The following is a 15,555-nucleotide window of genomic DNA, read 5'->3' as shown; positions in this document are numbered from 1 at the left end:
TGGAGTGGGGAAACAGACTGAGCTAATTGTAGCAACGGCTACTGGCCGCTTGCACAAAACAAACTTATTAAAAAGACTATCCAAGCAGAAAATGCTCATGCTGATGTCTTTGCCATTTTTAGCTTGGGTCATCTTATTCAAGTACGTTCCGCTTTGGGGCTGGACGATCGCTTTTCAAAAGTTTAAGCCGGCTAAGGATCTTTTTGATCAAAAATGGGTTGGGCTTGATAACTTCACGTTTTTATTTAAAGAAGAGGCCTTTTATCTCGTATTGCGCAACACGATTGTCATGAGTTCCATTAATCTCGTATTAGGATTCATAACAGCTATTGTATTAGCGCTGCTGCTTAATGAGCTGCGCAACGTTTATTTCAAAAGAACGGTGCAAACGATTAGCTACTTACCTCACTTTATTTCCTGGGTTGTTGCGGCAAACATTGTGCAAACCGCACTTTCTCCCGAAGGTATTGTCAACATCCTGCTGCTGAAGCTGCAGCTGATTGATCAGCCTATTCTCTGGTTAGGTAAAGGAGAATATTTCTGGGGCATTCTAGGGATATCTGAAATATGGAAAAATGTAGGCTGGAACACGATCATCTATCTCGCTGCCATTTTAACGATCGACCCTGCGCAATATGAGGCGGCAGAAATGGATGGAGCGTCACGTTTACAGCGTATTTGGCATATTACACTTCCAGGCATGAGACCGGTCATTGTCATTTTATTAATTATGAATCTTGGATTTATTCTTGAATCTGGATTTGAGCCGCAATACTTGCTCGGCAATAGTATGAACGTGGACTATTCAGAAAATCTTGACATATTCGTTTTGAAATATGGCATGCAGATGAATAACTATGGTTTGGCAACTGCCGCCGGTATGTTTAAGACGGTTGTCAGCTTTATCTTTCTGATCGCAGCGAACCATATTGCGAAACGCTTAGGTCAAAGCAGGCTCTACTAATCCATGTGCAAGGAGGCAACCACTATGAGTCAGGCCAAATCAACTCGTAAAGCATACTTTTCTTCCCCTGATAAAATATTCGATGTGTGCAATATCATTTTTATGCTATTGCTGATCGTTGTAACGCTATACCCTTTCTTGAATATGTTTGCTCTTTCCTTTAATGATGCCAATGATTCCATTCGTGGGAGTATCTATATTTGGCCTCGTGATTGGACGCTGCGAAATTATGAATACATCTTCAATGAGTCCGCTATTTTCCATGCAACCTTTATTTCTATAGCGCGCACAATAGTAGGGACAGTAGTCTCTGTGTTTTGTACAGCGATGCTAGCCTATACAATCAGCCGCCCCGAATATGTTTTCAAAAAGTTTGTGACCATCATTTTTATTTTTACGATGTATTTCAGCGGAGGTTTAATTCCGAACTACTTGCTGACGAAAGAACTGGACTTGCTGAACACCTTTTGGGTCTATATTATTCCCGGAATTATCGGTGTCTTTAACATGATTGTCATTCGTTCCTTTATTGAAGGCTTGCCCGAAGGAATTATGGAGTCGGCAAGAATTGATGGCGCTGGGGACTTTACGACGTTTATGCGTATTGTTCTGCCTCTTACCGTACCGGCCCTTGCGACGGTTTCGCTATTTGTAGCGGTTTATCAATGGAACTCCTGGTTTGATGTTTTTCTGTATAACTCTTCCAGTCTTAATTTAAGTACACTGCAATATGAGCTGATGAAGGTACTCTCAACATCAAGCACGACTACCAGCACAGGCGGAACAGCAGCTGATGCCTTTGCCAATGCACAGGGGAATGTTACGATGGTAACACCGACTTCCATTCGAGCAACGATGACGATTGTTGCCAGTCTGCCGATTATTATCGTTTACCCATTTCTGCAAAAGTATTTTGTGCAAGGGATGACTGTCGGCGGTGTGAAGGGATAACTGGAATTTTTTGACTGCAAGCCAAGTAAAATCAGGCGTGAATGCCTGATTTTACTTGGCTGTTTTTTGTCTCCGGCAGAGAAGCTATCCTCTGTCATCTATGCCAATCAGAAGGTTCAGGAAGAGTGGCAAAAGCGGTTGTGCGACAGCTCATAAATAACGCTGACCTTACAAAAGCTTAATATATTCGTCGTTGATTATATAAGTGATTAATTATATGATTATGCAAAGAGGATTAGATAACCAGATTTATAGGGAGGTGCCGCATATGGAACAACATGTGGAACAACATGTGGAACAACATGTGGAACAACATGTGGAGCAAACAATTCAACAGATGGCGGAAGCCTATAAATTGTTAGCAGATAAAACACGGTTAACTATCATTGCTTTGTTAAAAGAACGAGAGCTTTGTGTCTGTGATATAACCGAAATGATTGGGATGTCTCAGCCGAATGCCAGCCAGCATCTTCGCAAGCTGAAAGCAGCAGGGCTGCTGAGCGAAAAGAAAAAAGGGCAGTGGGTCTATTATTCTTTAAACCCGGAAGCGGAAGCCTATGTACAATGTGTTTATGAATATTTGCCTTCCATGAAAGCACAATTAGCAGGCCTGAAAAATAACAGCTGCGGCATTCAGGGGGAAACATGACTGTCATTGCCGTTGTCATTTTTCTGCTCACCCTTGTATTTGTCATTTGGCAGCCGAAGGGGTTAAGCATTGGCTGGTCGGCAACGGCGGGAGCGGTGCTTGCCCTTCTCATGGGAGTGGTGAGCTTCGCTGATGTTGGCGCGGTTGCAGCGCTTGTATGGAATGCTACCCTTGCCTTTGTAGCGATCATTTTAATTTCGCTGATTTTAGACGAAATTGGTCTATTTGAATGGGCAGCGCTGCATATGGCCCGTCTCGCAAAAGGGAATGGCAAGCTTATGTTTGTGTATGTCATTTTGCTTGGAGCTGCTGTCGCTGCATTTTTTGCAAACGATGGTGCCGCATTAATTATTACCCCGATCGTGCTTTCCATGGTGAGGGCTTTGAAATTTGAACATAAAATGATTTTGCCTTTTATTATGGCGAGCGGGTTTATTGCAGACACTGCTTCTTTGCCTTTAGTTGTGAGTAATTTGGTTAATATCGTATCTGCCGATTATTTTGAAATCGGATTTGCAGAGTATGCCAGCCGTATGATCGTTCCGGGCTTCTTCTCCATTATTGCAAGCTTAATCATGCTCTACCTGTTGTTTAGAAACAGCATACCGAAACATTACGAGCTAGCTCAATTAAAGAAGCCAGTCGATGCCATCAAGGATAAGAGATTATTCAAGCTTTCTTGGGTTATTTTAGCTGTATTACTGCTGGCGTATTTCGGCAGCGAATTTTTCTCCATTCCGGTTTCGATTGTAGCGGGTATAGCTGCTGCCTGTTTTCTTATTGCAGCCCGCAACAGTCCGATCATTCATACGAAAAAGCTGATAAAGGAAGCTCCATGGACGGTCGTCATTTTCTCCTTGGGCATGTATGTTGTCGTATACGGCTTGCGAAATGCGGGGCTGACGGATGCCCTTGGAAGTGTGATTCAAACGGTTGCGGATAAGGGATTGTTTGTCGCCACGGTGGGAATGGGCTTCATTGCCGCGATATTGTCTTCCCTTATGAACAATATGCCGACGGTCATGATTGACGCGTTAGCTATAAATGGAACCCAAACGGAAGGGATACTCCGTGAAGCATTGATTTACGCTAATGTGATTGGCTCTGATTTAGGACCGAAGATTACACCGATTGGTTCACTAGCTACTCTTCTATGGCTTCATGTGCTTTCGCGCAAAGAGGTGAAAATTAGCTGGGGGTACTATTTTAAGATCGGACTTTTATTAACGGTACCGACCCTATTTATGACGCTTGCGGGGTTGTCTGCATGGCTATATTTCATCTACACAGTAAACCTTAACGTCTGGATTTCTACTGTTTTGGCAGCCGCCGTCATTGTGTTGATTACAGCGGCTTTGGTGAAATGGCTGGGTAAAAAAGGAAGCTATCCATATTAAAAAGGGGATAAGAAAATGGAAAACAAACCACTTATTTATTTTTTGTGCACAGGTAACTCCTGCAGAAGCCAAATCGCCGATGGTTTTTTGAAATTAATTGGCGGGAATAACTATGAAGTGAAAAGTGCAGGGCTTGAAGCTCATGGCTTAAATCCTCGTGCCGTTCAAGTAATGAAAGAAGCGGGTGTCGATATTAGCAGCCATACGTCCGATGTCATTGATTCTGAAATTCTAAATCATGCTGATTATGTCATTACTCTTTGTGGGCACGCAGACGAGCATTGTCCTGTCGTTTCCAATCCGAACGTGATCAAATGGCACTGGGGCTTTGATGATCCGGCAAAAGCAACAGGAACAGAGGAAGAGATCATCGCTCAGTTCCGCATGGTTCGCGATTCAATTAAACAACGCATTGAACAATTCGTACAAGAAGGCAGGTAATCAGTTTGAGTGATCTTGAAAAAAAAGGGGAGGCAGCCAAATGAACAGAACAGCTGTAGTGGCGGGAGCCACAGGCTTAATTGGCAAGGAGCTGGTTCAATTGTTGCTTAACGATGCGGCATACGAGGCCGTAACGATTCTTGTTCGGCGGCCAACGGGCATGGAGCATCCAAAGCTCGTGGAGCAAATCATCGACTTCGAGCAATTGCAGCAAGCGAGTGTGCAGATGGACGGTGCAGATGTGTTTTGCACACTCGGTACGACAATCAAGAAGGCAGGGAGTCAGGATGCTTTTCGAAAAGTAGATTATCAATACCCGCTATCGCTCGGACAATTGGCGAGCAGGCAAGGAGCAAGTCAGCTATTGCTTGTATCTGCAATCGGGGCAAATCCATCATCGCGAGCCTTCTATAATCGTGTGAAGGGGGAAGTGGAAGAAGCGCTGAGCAGCCTCAAGCTTCCGGCTTTGCATATACTCCGTCCTTCGCTGCTGCTTGGCGAGCGGGAGGAATTTCGGTTCGGGGAACGAATCGCCGCATCGTTGTCGGGCTTGCTTTCCCCACTGTTTTCGGGACCGCTCAGGAAATATGCTCCTGTGCAGGCCAATACTGTTGCCAAAGTGATGATTTTTGCAGCGAAGAGCAATCAGGCGGGCATTCATATTCATGAGAATGAGCATATCGTAAAGCTAAAGCAGGAAAAATAAAACAGCTGCGGTCTAGGACGTTATTTTCAGGTCCGAGGCTGCAGCTGTTTCTTTATTCCAAGGTTGCTCTATGGTTGGCTAAGCAGAATACTTGGATAATAATTGAGGTCCTTCACGCTGCCAGATGTTCATAAAGGCTTTGACTACGTCGGGATCAAATTGTGTTCCTGCATTTTTCCGAATTTCCTCTATCGCAAACTCAACATCGAGCTCTCCTCTGTAGACCCTCTTGGAGGTCATGGCATCGAACGTATCTGCAACAGCCATAATTCTAGCTGCTATTGGAATTTCGGTATGTCCAATACGGCTCGGGTAGCCGCGTCCGTCAAATCTTTCATGATGATGAAGGATCATATCCAGAATGCCGGACCGTTTAAGATGGGAGATATGACTTAGCATCTCATAACCCGTAGTAGGATGCTCCTTAATAATTTCAAACTCTCCGTCCGTTAACCTAGATGGTTTGAGGAGAATATGCTCAGGCACGCCGATTTTCCCAATGTCATGAAGGATGCCGCCAATATAAATGCGTTCGCACGCTAGCTTGGACAGATTCATTTCTTCGGCGATTTTCCTCGAGTAATAAGCTACGTTATCCGAGTGGTCGGCTGTATAATGATCTCTTGAATCCAAGGCTTTAGCTAATGTAAAGGTGAGCTGAAGCATATTTTGCTTCTGTCTATTGTAATACAAAATCATAAACGAAATAGAAGAGGAGGTTAAGAAATACGTAATGACTAAAGTAAAGACTCTCAAGAGGAATTCATCATGAAAGAGAAATACCGGCTGCTGCTCCAAATAAACTCTAAAGAAAACGATAAGAACGACGAGCATGCTTCGAATCCAGGTTTCCTTCCAAAAAGAAAGACCTACCAGTAAGCTGAGCATTAAATAAGCAAACTGAAACAATATGTAATTTTCGAAACAAAAGTCAGCCGCAATAACAGCAAGAAATGCGATTCCGAATAAGAAGCGGCTTGTATATTTACTAAGAATAAAGGTTTCTGCTTGATGAGCGATGTAATTTTTCATAGGATGGAGGACCTCAGCAATCATTCAATTCATTTCTAAATTATGTATTTAGCTTTATAAAATTATATCATATCCTAATGCTCAACCTCCACATGGAATTACTAGCGCTGCATAAACGCTGCTCATCTATCTATAAATCGAGATCCTGTTAATAAGGCGGGAAATATATAAGGTTCCAGGTCTAGTTAGAAATGAATCTTTTTAATTGGATAAAATATGTAAATGTGTTAACATGAGTATGGAATTGGACGCGGTAGCCGCATTCATTTCGTCAGCAAGCTAATTGATTATATGGTAGAGATGCTCCAAGAGGAGCCTTTCTCAATCGAGCAGATTTCTCGCTGCTCTCCTTGCAACTCCCAAATCAGCGCTAATTCGCAAAGATTACTTAGGGGGTTTATTGTCATTTCATAATTATGATAGCGCTTACATTTTTGGGTGAGGTAAGAGATCGCGAGAGCTTTTATTTTAATGAAGGAAGGGAAAATGGACGATGCTCAAAATATTGCTGGCAGACGATGAGGTGTTTGTTCGGAAAGGACTGATAGAGCTAATCCCATGGGAAGAAATGAAGTTCACTGTAGTCGGGGAGGCGAACAATGGCAAGGAAGCGCTGGAAATGATTAAGGATCTGGAGCCGGATTTAGTCATTACGGACATACGCATGCCGCTCGTGGATGGGCTTGATCTGATTCGAAGTGTGAAGGAGCATACCCAGCTTGACCCGGTTTTCATCATAATCAGCGGCTATAATGACTTTAAATATGCACAGCAGGCTCTGCGCTACGGGGTACACGATTATATTATGAAGCCTATTGACGAAGAGGAAATGACGGCGGCTTTAAGGAAGCTGACCTACAGCATTATAGAGAAAAAGAAGGCATTGCTGGCCGGAGACAAACAGCAAGGCAACCCTATTCTAGAAGCGCTGATGCAGGGAGCTTTGGGTAGAAAGGAGGCAGAGCCATATTCCGCGATGCTAGGTATGCCGGAAGGTGCAAGCATGATGTATGTGTTGGTCGACATTTATGCCGCTCCGCAGGAACAGCTAGCAGACATTAAGATGTTTCAGGAAGCGCTGCATGCTATTGAGGCTAGAGAAGGAGATATTCCCGTCATCGAGCTGCAGCCGGGCAAGTTTGGGCTGCTTTTAAACGTGGACCGGATGCAGAAGAGAGAGGGTGGGATTGGACCCGCTTTGGAAAGGCTGCGATTAGCCCTTTCCCATCGCCTGAGCCTTGACATCGGCATGTATGCAGGCAATTCCGTCGATCATGTTGCCGAGCTTCGCCATTCCTATCTGGAGGCTAGCGAAGCGGCCCGGCATAAATATGCTGAACGCGGTGTGATTTGGTACGCAAGAATTAAGGATCTGCCTTTGTATGTTTTTGATATTAGTCCAGACGTTGCAAATAAGCTGGTCTTGCAGCTGGAGGAGGGCAGCAGGGATGCGTACCGTCAAACGGCGGCGGACATGTTCCGGTTGTTCCGTGAGCAGCGTTTCACCCCGCAAGCTGTAACGGGGTCTCTCTCCCGATGCATCACCGGAATTATAGCTGTTATTAAGGAAATGGACGGCAGCGAGGAGGAGGTTCGGCGGTTAAAGGAGCTGGCCGAACGGGAGCACGGCAATTGGAGCCTACAGCTGCTGGAGGAGCATTTTATGCTGGCGCTTACGGAAGCGGAGGACTACATTGCGCTGCTGCGTCAGGAGTGGTCCAAGGGCAGCATCAAGCAGATTAAAAACTATATTGATGCGCATTATAGCGAAAATATCAGTCTCAAATGCATCGCGGCAATGTTTTATATGAATGCCTTGTATTTGGGTCGGCTTTTTCGCAAAAGCTATGGGGTTTATTTCAATGAATATTTGCTGGAGCTGCGGGTAAAGGAAGCCAAAAAGCTGCTTCGACAGACTGACCTGCGCATGTACGAAATCGCCGCCAGAGTCGGCTTTCAGAATGCAGATTATTTTGTCACCCAGTTCGAGAAGCGGGAGAAGCTGTCGCCGACAGAATACCGGAACATACTGAACGCCAAAGAGCTGGGAGGCTGAAAAATGATTAAATTCAATTTGAACTACATGAAACTGCGCGACAGGCTGCTGCTCATGTACATACTGTCCGTATTCATCCCTATCGTTGTCACTAACGTGGTCTTCTATAACGTGACTACAGTCAATATTCGCAGCCAAAAAACCCGTGATGCCGACATGGCCTTAAACAATCTCAAAAACGACCTGCGCGTAACGGTTGACCAAGGCGTTGGTTTGTCCTATTCCCTATATGCCGATCCCATCTTTAACAAAACACTTGCAAGGCATTTTACCAATCAACTGGATTACATTGAGACTTATCATTCTTATCTGAGCGGGGCATTTTCCGATCAAAACGTACAGGGTGTCCGCTGGTATCAGGTGTATACAGATAATCCCACCGTTTTGTCCTCGGGCTACATTGATCGCCTGAACGAAGCGGTTCGGCAGTCCGACTGGTATATCCAGTCTAAGTCCTCTTCTGCTCTTTATCCGGCTTTTGTTTATGCCGACAAGAAACTCAGCCTCATTCAACAGTTAAATAGCTACCACACCGGGGGTATTGAGCAGTTGGTGAAAATTGATTTGAACATGGACTTGCTCGCCCAAAAATTTGGAAACAGCGCCTTTGGCGGCAAGGTTTATTTGGTTGATCCTGAGGGACGGGTGTGCTTTGGCAATGAACGTGGAGGAGAATGGCAGCAGGCAAATGTCCGGTTCGAGGACATCGCGCTTCCTAAAAATTCGCATTTGTTCAAGGCTTCTTTCGATGGAATTAGTTATTTGGAGGGGTGGACGCTCCAAGGCGTGATGAATGAGGCAGTTTTCCTTAGAGAGGTCCGCGATTCGCGTTTCATTGTCATTTGGCTCGCATGCATTAATTTTGTGCTGCCCTCTATCATTATCGCTGTGATGTCGAGGTCTCTGCATGTACGGCTGGTGCAGATTCTAATGCATATGAAGAAGGTGAAAACACAAACCTTCCAGACGATTCCTCACGAAGAGGCGAGAGATGAAATCGGCCAGCTGACGATGGAATTCAACCGAATGATGGGAACGATCAATAATTTGATTAATGAGGTTTATATTGCGGATATCCAAAAGAAGGATTTGGAGCTGAAGCAGCAGCAGGCGCAGCTTCATGCCTTGCACAGCCAGATCAATCCCCACTTCCTGTTTAATGCCCTAGAATCTGTCCGCATGAGGAGCGTCATCAAGGGGGAGCGGGAAACGGCAAAAATCATTCATCATATGGCTCAAATGTTCCGCCAGTCTATCTCTTGGAGTCGGAAGCACGTGCTGGTGCGCGAGGAATTGGAGCTGATAGGCAGCTTTCTGGAAATTCAGCAATACCGCTTTGGGGGGAAGCTGGACTACAGCATTGTAGCAGACCCGTCAGCGCTTAACCGCCGAATTCCTAAGATGGTTATTTTGCCTTTTGTGGAGAATGCCAGTATCCATGGAATCGAATCGAGTCCCGACAAAGGAGTTATCACAATCTCTGTCACCGAGCGGGAGGACAAGCTTTATATCAGATTAGACGATAATGGTATCGGCATGTCTCAAGCCAAGCTGGATGAGCTGTTTCATTATTTGGAGGAAAATGACGATATAGGCGAGCGAGTTGGCATGAAAAATGCCTATTATCGTCTAAAGCTGTGTTACCAGAATCGTTTTGACTTCTCCATTCACGCCAGTGAAGGGACGGGAACGCATATAGAAATCGTTCTGCCGCTGGAAACCGAAGACTTGTAATAGTTGGGAAAGAATGGGTATGTTTTTCAAAGAAAAAGGTATGGTTTGTAGGGTAATCAAGAAAGCGCTTTCTTGATATATTGAAAGGGCTTACAAGTTTATGGTTGGAAGGGGAAATAGCTGGAATGTACAAAAGCAAGGCAGTAATCGCTGGATTGGTTATTTTATTAGCGGCGACTTTCGGAGGATGCAGCAAGGCGGATAACGGTACGCCTAACAGCGCCTCTAATAGCAAGTCTACATCCGATGCTTCCTCAGCAAGCGGAGAGGAGAACCCGCCCGTAACCTTCTCATACTATCATTTTTCGACAGGAAAGAAGGATACTCTGGCGAGTGAAACGGTCATCGGAAAAGAATTGCAGAAACAAACCGCTGTTGACTGGAAGCTGGAATACGTCGTGGGCGATAGCGCAACCAAGGCCGGAGTCATGATTGCCAGCGGAGATTATCCAGATGTGATCAGCTCTAGTGGCGAAATGGCGAAGCTGATGGACGCAGGAGCCTACATCCCGCTCGATGATCTGATTGAGGAGTATGGGCCCAATATCAAACGCGTGTACGGACCTTACTTCGATAAGATGCGACAGGAGGACGGGAAAATTTATACCTTGCCGTATACCGCCAATCAGGGCGAGTATATCGGCGGTCCCAATATTGGCGGAGGAGCCTTCTGGATCCAGCGTTCGGTGCTGAAGGAGTTCGACTATCCGAAGATCACCACTTTGGATGAATATTTTGATCTAATCAAGCAATACAGGGAGAAGCATCCGACAATCGATGGTGCGGATACGATAGGATTCGTTTCCCTGGCCGGCGTCGCGAATAACTTTTTTACGCTGCAAAATCCTGCTATGCATCTTGCGGGTTATCCAAACGACGGCAGTGTTATCGTCGATATGGAAACCCATGAGGCCAAGGTTGTAGCCGGAACCGACTATCAGAAAAGATGGATTCAGAAGCTGAACGAAGTGAACGCGGAAAAACTGTTTGATCCGGAATCCTTTACCATGAACAAGGATCAATACTTGGCCAAACTGACCTCAGGACGTGTACTTGGCTACTTTAACTATGCATGGCAGGTAGGGGATGCTTCCAAAAATCTATTGGCGGCTGGCATTGACGAGAAACGTTATGCTCCGCTTCCCATTGTATTCGACAAAGACATCAAAGATCAGTATGTGGACCCGCCAGGATTTGTCGCCAACTACGCGGTCGGCATTTCCATCAAAGCCAAGGATCCCATTCGCATCATTAAATACTTCGATACTTTGCTGAAGGAGGAAAATCAAATCCTCGTACAGTGGGGGATCAAGGACCAAACCTACAGTGTAGATGACAATGGCCGCTTCTATTACGCAAGCGATGAGCAGCGCAAATACCATGATGATCTTGAGCTCAGTCGTACTTTTGGCTTCACCTACTTCGGAACAGACTGGCCGCGTTACGGCGGGGAGTCCACATTATCAGACGGCAATGCCTTTAGCCCCGGCAATCAGCCTGAGGTAGCCTATGCCTCGTATACCGAAGGTGATAAAACGATTCTGAACGCATATGGCGTAGATACGTTCAGCGAAATGTTTTTGAAGCCCGAAGCACGTCCATGGTTCCCCGCATGGTCCATCGCGCTGGAGCAAGGTTCCCCGGAACAAATTTTTACGATGAAGTCGGATGATGTGCAGCGAAAATATTTGCCTGCTCTGGTCATGGCATTGCCGCCTGATTTCGACAAGCTGTGGGAGGAGTATATCGGCGAGCTGAACAAGCTGGACAAGAATACCTATGAGAATACGATAACCAAGGTGATAAAGGATCGCGTTGCAGGCAAATGGTGAGCAGGGCTTAAGCAAGGAGCTGGAAGGAGTCATATCAAGTGGGGAAACTGATGAATACGGTGGATTCAGCGCTAGGCGCCGATAGACCAGAAATAAATAAAATAAAGCTGTTTTATCATCGTCTTATTCAGCAGAAAACGCTCGCGTTTATGTGTATTCCATTCGTCATTTGGGCTTTTATTTTCAAATATTTACCGCTTTGGGGCTGGACGATGGCCTTTCAAAACTTCAAGCCGGCAAAATCCTTCGGGGAACAGAAATGGGTGGGCTGGCATCACTTCAATCTCTTATTCGCAGACAGCACCTTCTATCGTGTGCTGCGCAATACCCTGGTAATGAGCTCCATCAAATTAGTGCTAGGCTTCGTTACAGCGATTACGTTGGCTCTTCTACTGAATGAGCTGAAAAATATCATTTTTAAACGGTTCGTTCAGACCGTCAGCTATTTGCCGCACTTTATTTCATGGGTAGTGGCGTCAAGCATTGTTCTGACGGTTTTATCTCCGGATGGCATCCTTAATTTGCTACTGATGAAGTTCAATCTCATGGATAGCGCCGTACTATGGATGGGCAAAGGAGAGTATTTCTGGGGAATTCTCGGGGCGACCGAGGTTTGGAAAGAGGTGGGCTGGAGCACGATTATTTATTTGGCCGCCATTAGTGCAATCGATCCTTCCCAATATGAAGCGGCTGAAATAGATGGAGCGGGCAGGCTCCAGCGCATGGTTAGCATCACGCTTCCCGGCATGAAGCCCGTAATCATTATTTTGCTAATCATGAACATGGGCAACATTCTTGAAGCTGGATTTGAGCCGCAATATTTGCTGGGCAATGGGATGAACATGGATTATTCGGAGAATCTCGACATATTCGTGCTGAAGTATGGCATGGGAATGGGCAACTTCTCCTTAGGAACGGCGGCGGGCATTTTCAAAACGGTAGTCAGCTTCATCTTCCTTTTCTCCGCCAACTCTATTGCTAAGAAAATGGGAGAAAGCAGATTGTTTTAAAAGGGGAACTACGCGATGCAAAAAGCAAAAATGTCCCGTTTGCGCAACGCAAGCCTTGGGGACCGAGTATTTGACAGCTGTAACATTATCTTTATGATAGGCCTGATGATCGTCACCATTTACCCGTTTGTAAATATGATTGCCGTTTCCTTTAATGAAGCTAACGACGCCATTAGGGGCGGAATTTATTTGTGGCCACGGGAATGGACTTTGGATAATTACAAATATATTTTCGGAGAATCTGATGTTTATCACGCCACTCTCATATCGGCGCTGCGTACGGTTATTGGAACGGTTGTGGCCGTATTTTGCACAGCGATGCTCTCCTATACCGTCAGCCGACAGGGATTTGTGCTGCGCAAGTTTGTCACGATGTTTTTCGTGTTTACGATGTATTTTAGTGGAGGCTTGATTCCTAGTTATTTGCTTATTCGGGATTTGGGCCTGATTAACTCCTTCTGGGTTTATATTGTTCCGGGTGTAATTGGGGTGTTCAACATGATCGTCATCCGTTCCTTCATTGAAGGCCTGCCGGAAGGCATTCTGGAATCGGCCCGAATCGACGGTGCGGGAGAATTCACCACATTCGTCCGCGTCGTACTGCCGCTGACCGTTCCCGTAATGGCGACCGTGTCGCTGTTTGTAGCGGTAGGGCAGTGGAATTCCTGGTTCGATGTGTTTTTATACAATTCCTCCACTCTTAAATTAAGCACGCTGCAGTACGAGCTGATGAAAATATTGCAAACATCCACTACGGCAGCCACGGCAACGGCCGGGGATATTTATCAAGCTGCGGGCGACAGCGGATCGATGGTGACGCCGACTTCAATCCGGGCTACGATGACGATCATTGCCAGCGTTCCGATTTTGATGGTATATCCGTTCCTGCAGAAATATTTTATCCAAGGGATGACCCTCGGTGGCGTTAAAGGCTAATGCATACGGATATCGACTGCCTAGAGTGAAAGCCAAATAGATAAGAAGGGAGGTGGTCAGGCGGTTGTTTAAACAGCCGGAGAAGTTTATAAGAAAAACTACTATTATAAGGAGATGAAAGCAATGATCTCAAGTCTGAAAAAATCAATGTTTGTCTTATTGGCATGTTTAACGGCGCTTCCGTTAGTATTAACGGTGCCAGGTCCTCCTAAGGTTTCAGCAGCAAGTGATGCAGTCATTAATTTATCGGCAGAAAAACAATTAATAAAAGGCTTTGGAGGCATTAACCACCCGGCTTGGATCGGGGATTTGACAGCATCTCAAAGAGATACCGCATTTGGCAATGGACAGAATCAGCTGGGCTTTTCTGTATTAAGAATCTTTGTAGACGGTGACAGCAATAATTGGTCCAAAGAAGTGCCGACTGCTAAACGTGCGATAGAGCAAGGTGCACTCGTCTTTGCTTCGCCATGGAATCCTCCAGCTAGTATGATCGAGACCTTCAATAAAAATGGTGATACTTCAGCGAAACGACTTAAATACGATAAGTACGCTGCGTATGCACAGCATCTTAATGATTTTGTCACGTATATGAAAAATAACGGTGTGAACCTTTATGCCATTTCGGTTCAAAATGAGCCTGATTACGCTCATGACTGGACATGGTGGACGCCGCAAGAGATGCTTCGCTTTATGAAAGAAAATGCGGGCTCCATTCAAAATACGAAGGTCATGGCACCGGAGTCATTTCAATACCTGAAAAATATGTCAGACCCGATTTTGAATGATCCGCAAGCTCTTGCCAATATGGATATTCTTGGTGCTCATCTTTATGGTACAAGCGTTAGCAATTTCGCATACCCGCTGTTTAAACAAAAAGGAGCGGGCAAAGAGCTCTGGATGACGGAAGTATACTATCCAAATAGTAACAACAACTCGGCGGATCTTTGGCCCGAGGCATTGGATGTTTCCCATCATATTCACAGTGCTCTGGTTGAAGGAGATTTCCAAGCCTATGTATGGTGGTATATCCGTAGACAATACGGCCCGATGAAAGAGGACGGCACGATCAGCAAACGCGGTTATAACATGGCTCATTTCTCCAAATTTGTTCGTCCTGGCTATGTAAGGGTTGATGCATCGAAGAGCCCTGAAACGAATGTGTTCACCTCTGCATATAAAGGCGACAACAAGGTGGTTATTGTTGCCATCAACAAAGGCACCTCGGCAGTCAATCAGAAATTTGTCCTGCAGAACGGGAATGCATCGACGGTATCTTCATGGGTAACAGACAGCACTAGAAATCTTGCAGCCGGATCGTCGATTAATGTGTCGGCCGGTTCCTTTACAGGCCAGCTTCCAGCCCAAAGTGTTACAACCTTTGTAGCCCAATTGGGTAGCGGTGGAAACAACAACAGTGGTACTACTTATGAAGCAGAGACGGGTACAACATTGACCAATTCCTTAGTAGAAGCCATAAATTCAGGCTACAGCGGCAGCGGCTATGTCAACTTTAATGCAGCAACCGATGCAGCCATTCAGTGGAGCAGCATTAATGCTTCTATAGCAGGAACTAAAAATGTGAAGTTCCGTTATGCGCTGGAGTCAGGGACAAGAAATCTGGACGTTTATGTTAACGGGACGAAAGTAATCAGCAATGCTGCCTTTACAGCGACCGGCGGCTGGACAACCTGGGGTGAGAAAACACTTCAGGTATCCATGAATAGCGGAAACAATACTTTAAAGGTGGTAACAACCGGTACAGAAGGACCGAATATAGATAGTGTAAATGTTTCGGCCCAGTAGGCCGGTTAAAGGCCAAGGCTCAATATGAGGAAAAGGGGGAA

Annotated in this window: 13 protein-coding genes; 12 read left to right on the top strand and 1 reads right to left on the bottom strand. The window is 45.5% G+C overall.

Going from position 1 to position 15,555, the window contains the following annotated elements; all coding sequences use genetic code 11:
- The first annotated feature begins 91 nt into the window (after positions 1 to 91).
- The 6 genes from AC50YG_RS23430 to AC50YG_RS23405 all read left to right on the top strand — a co-directional run bounded on the left by AC50YG_RS23430 (position 92) and on the right by AC50YG_RS23405 (position 5,108).
- A complete protein-coding gene (locus AC50YG_RS23430) occupies positions 92 to 964 on the top strand; it encodes an ABC transporter permease (RefSeq protein WP_341283082.1) in 873 nt (290 codons plus the stop codon).
- A 24-nt stretch (positions 965 to 988) separates the two neighbouring features.
- The gene (locus AC50YG_RS23425) at positions 989 to 1,915 is read left to right on the top strand and encodes a carbohydrate ABC transporter permease (protein ID WP_473758784.1); all 927 of its coding nucleotides are present in this window, start codon (positions 989 to 991) and stop codon (positions 1,913 to 1,915) included.
- Positions 1,916 to 2,183: 268 nt separating this feature from the next.
- Positions 2,184 to 2,564 (top strand): ArsR/SmtB family transcription factor, encoded by a 381-nt coding sequence (locus AC50YG_RS23420; protein ID WP_494830116.1) that lies wholly within the window; start codon positions 2,184 to 2,186, stop codon positions 2,562 to 2,564.
- Positions 2,561 to 3,961: an arsenic transporter gene (locus AC50YG_RS23415; protein WP_494830114.1), complete on the top strand. Its 1,401-nt coding sequence runs from the start codon at positions 2,561 to 2,563 to the stop codon at positions 3,959 to 3,961. The genes AC50YG_RS23420 and AC50YG_RS23415 overlap by 4 nt, the downstream gene beginning before the upstream one ends.
- 15 nt (positions 3,962 to 3,976) lie before the next feature.
- Positions 3,977 to 4,402, top strand: a complete 426-nt coding sequence (gene arsC / locus AC50YG_RS23410) for an arsenate reductase (thioredoxin) (RefSeq protein ID WP_494830112.1) — start codon at positions 3,977 to 3,979, stop codon at positions 4,400 to 4,402.
- A gap of 40 nt (positions 4,403 to 4,442) precedes the next feature.
- Entirely contained in the window at positions 4,443 to 5,108 is a 666-nt protein-coding gene (locus tag AC50YG_RS23405; protein WP_494830110.1) for an oxidoreductase, read from the top strand.
- Between the two features lie 78 nt (positions 5,109 to 5,186).
- Here the strand turns inward: AC50YG_RS23405 and AC50YG_RS23400 are convergent, their stop codons facing one another.
- Positions 5,187 to 6,140 carry an HD-GYP domain-containing protein gene (locus tag AC50YG_RS23400; RefSeq protein ID WP_473758771.1) on the bottom strand — a complete coding sequence of 318 codons (954 nt, stop codon included), beginning with the start codon at positions 6,138 to 6,140 and terminating at the stop codon, positions 5,187 to 5,189.
- A 493-nt stretch (positions 6,141 to 6,633) separates the two neighbouring features.
- Between AC50YG_RS23400 and AC50YG_RS23395 the strand changes: the two genes are divergently transcribed.
- The 6 genes from AC50YG_RS23395 (at position 6,634) to xynC (ending at position 15,514) form a co-directional block, all read left to right on the top strand.
- Positions 6,634 to 8,196 (top strand): response regulator, encoded by a 1,563-nt coding sequence (locus AC50YG_RS23395; protein ID WP_473758770.1) that lies wholly within the window; start codon positions 6,634 to 6,636, stop codon positions 8,194 to 8,196.
- 3 nt (positions 8,197 to 8,199) lie between these two features.
- Entirely contained in the window at positions 8,200 to 9,930 is a 1,731-nt protein-coding gene (locus AC50YG_RS23390; RefSeq protein ID WP_494830107.1) for a sensor histidine kinase, read from the top strand.
- A gap of 125 nt (positions 9,931 to 10,055) precedes the next feature.
- On the top strand, positions 10,056 to 11,762 hold the full coding sequence (locus AC50YG_RS23385) for an extracellular solute-binding protein (protein WP_494830105.1): 1,707 nt from the start codon (positions 10,056 to 10,058) through the stop codon (positions 11,760 to 11,762).
- Positions 11,763 to 11,812: 50 nt separating this feature from the next.
- Complete coding sequence (locus AC50YG_RS23380; protein ID WP_494830433.1) at positions 11,813 to 12,772, top strand: ABC transporter permease; 960 nt, start codon at positions 11,813 to 11,815, stop codon at positions 12,770 to 12,772.
- Between the two features lie 15 nt (positions 12,773 to 12,787).
- Positions 12,788 to 13,708 carry a carbohydrate ABC transporter permease gene (locus AC50YG_RS23375; protein WP_494830102.1) on the top strand — a complete coding sequence of 307 codons (921 nt, stop codon included), beginning with the start codon at positions 12,788 to 12,790 and terminating at the stop codon, positions 13,706 to 13,708.
- A 123-nt stretch (positions 13,709 to 13,831) separates the two neighbouring features.
- Entirely contained in the window at positions 13,832 to 15,514 is a 1,683-nt protein-coding gene (xynC, locus tag AC50YG_RS23370) for a glucuronoarabinoxylan endo-1,4-beta-xylanase XynC (RefSeq protein ID WP_494830100.1), read from the top strand.
- Positions 15,515 to 15,555 lie beyond the last annotated feature (41 nt).

The organism is Paenibacillus sp. J31R34, assembly GCF_059383715.1.
Note: the sequence above shows the minus strand (reverse complement) of the source record. Positions and strands in the feature narration are given on the sequence as shown.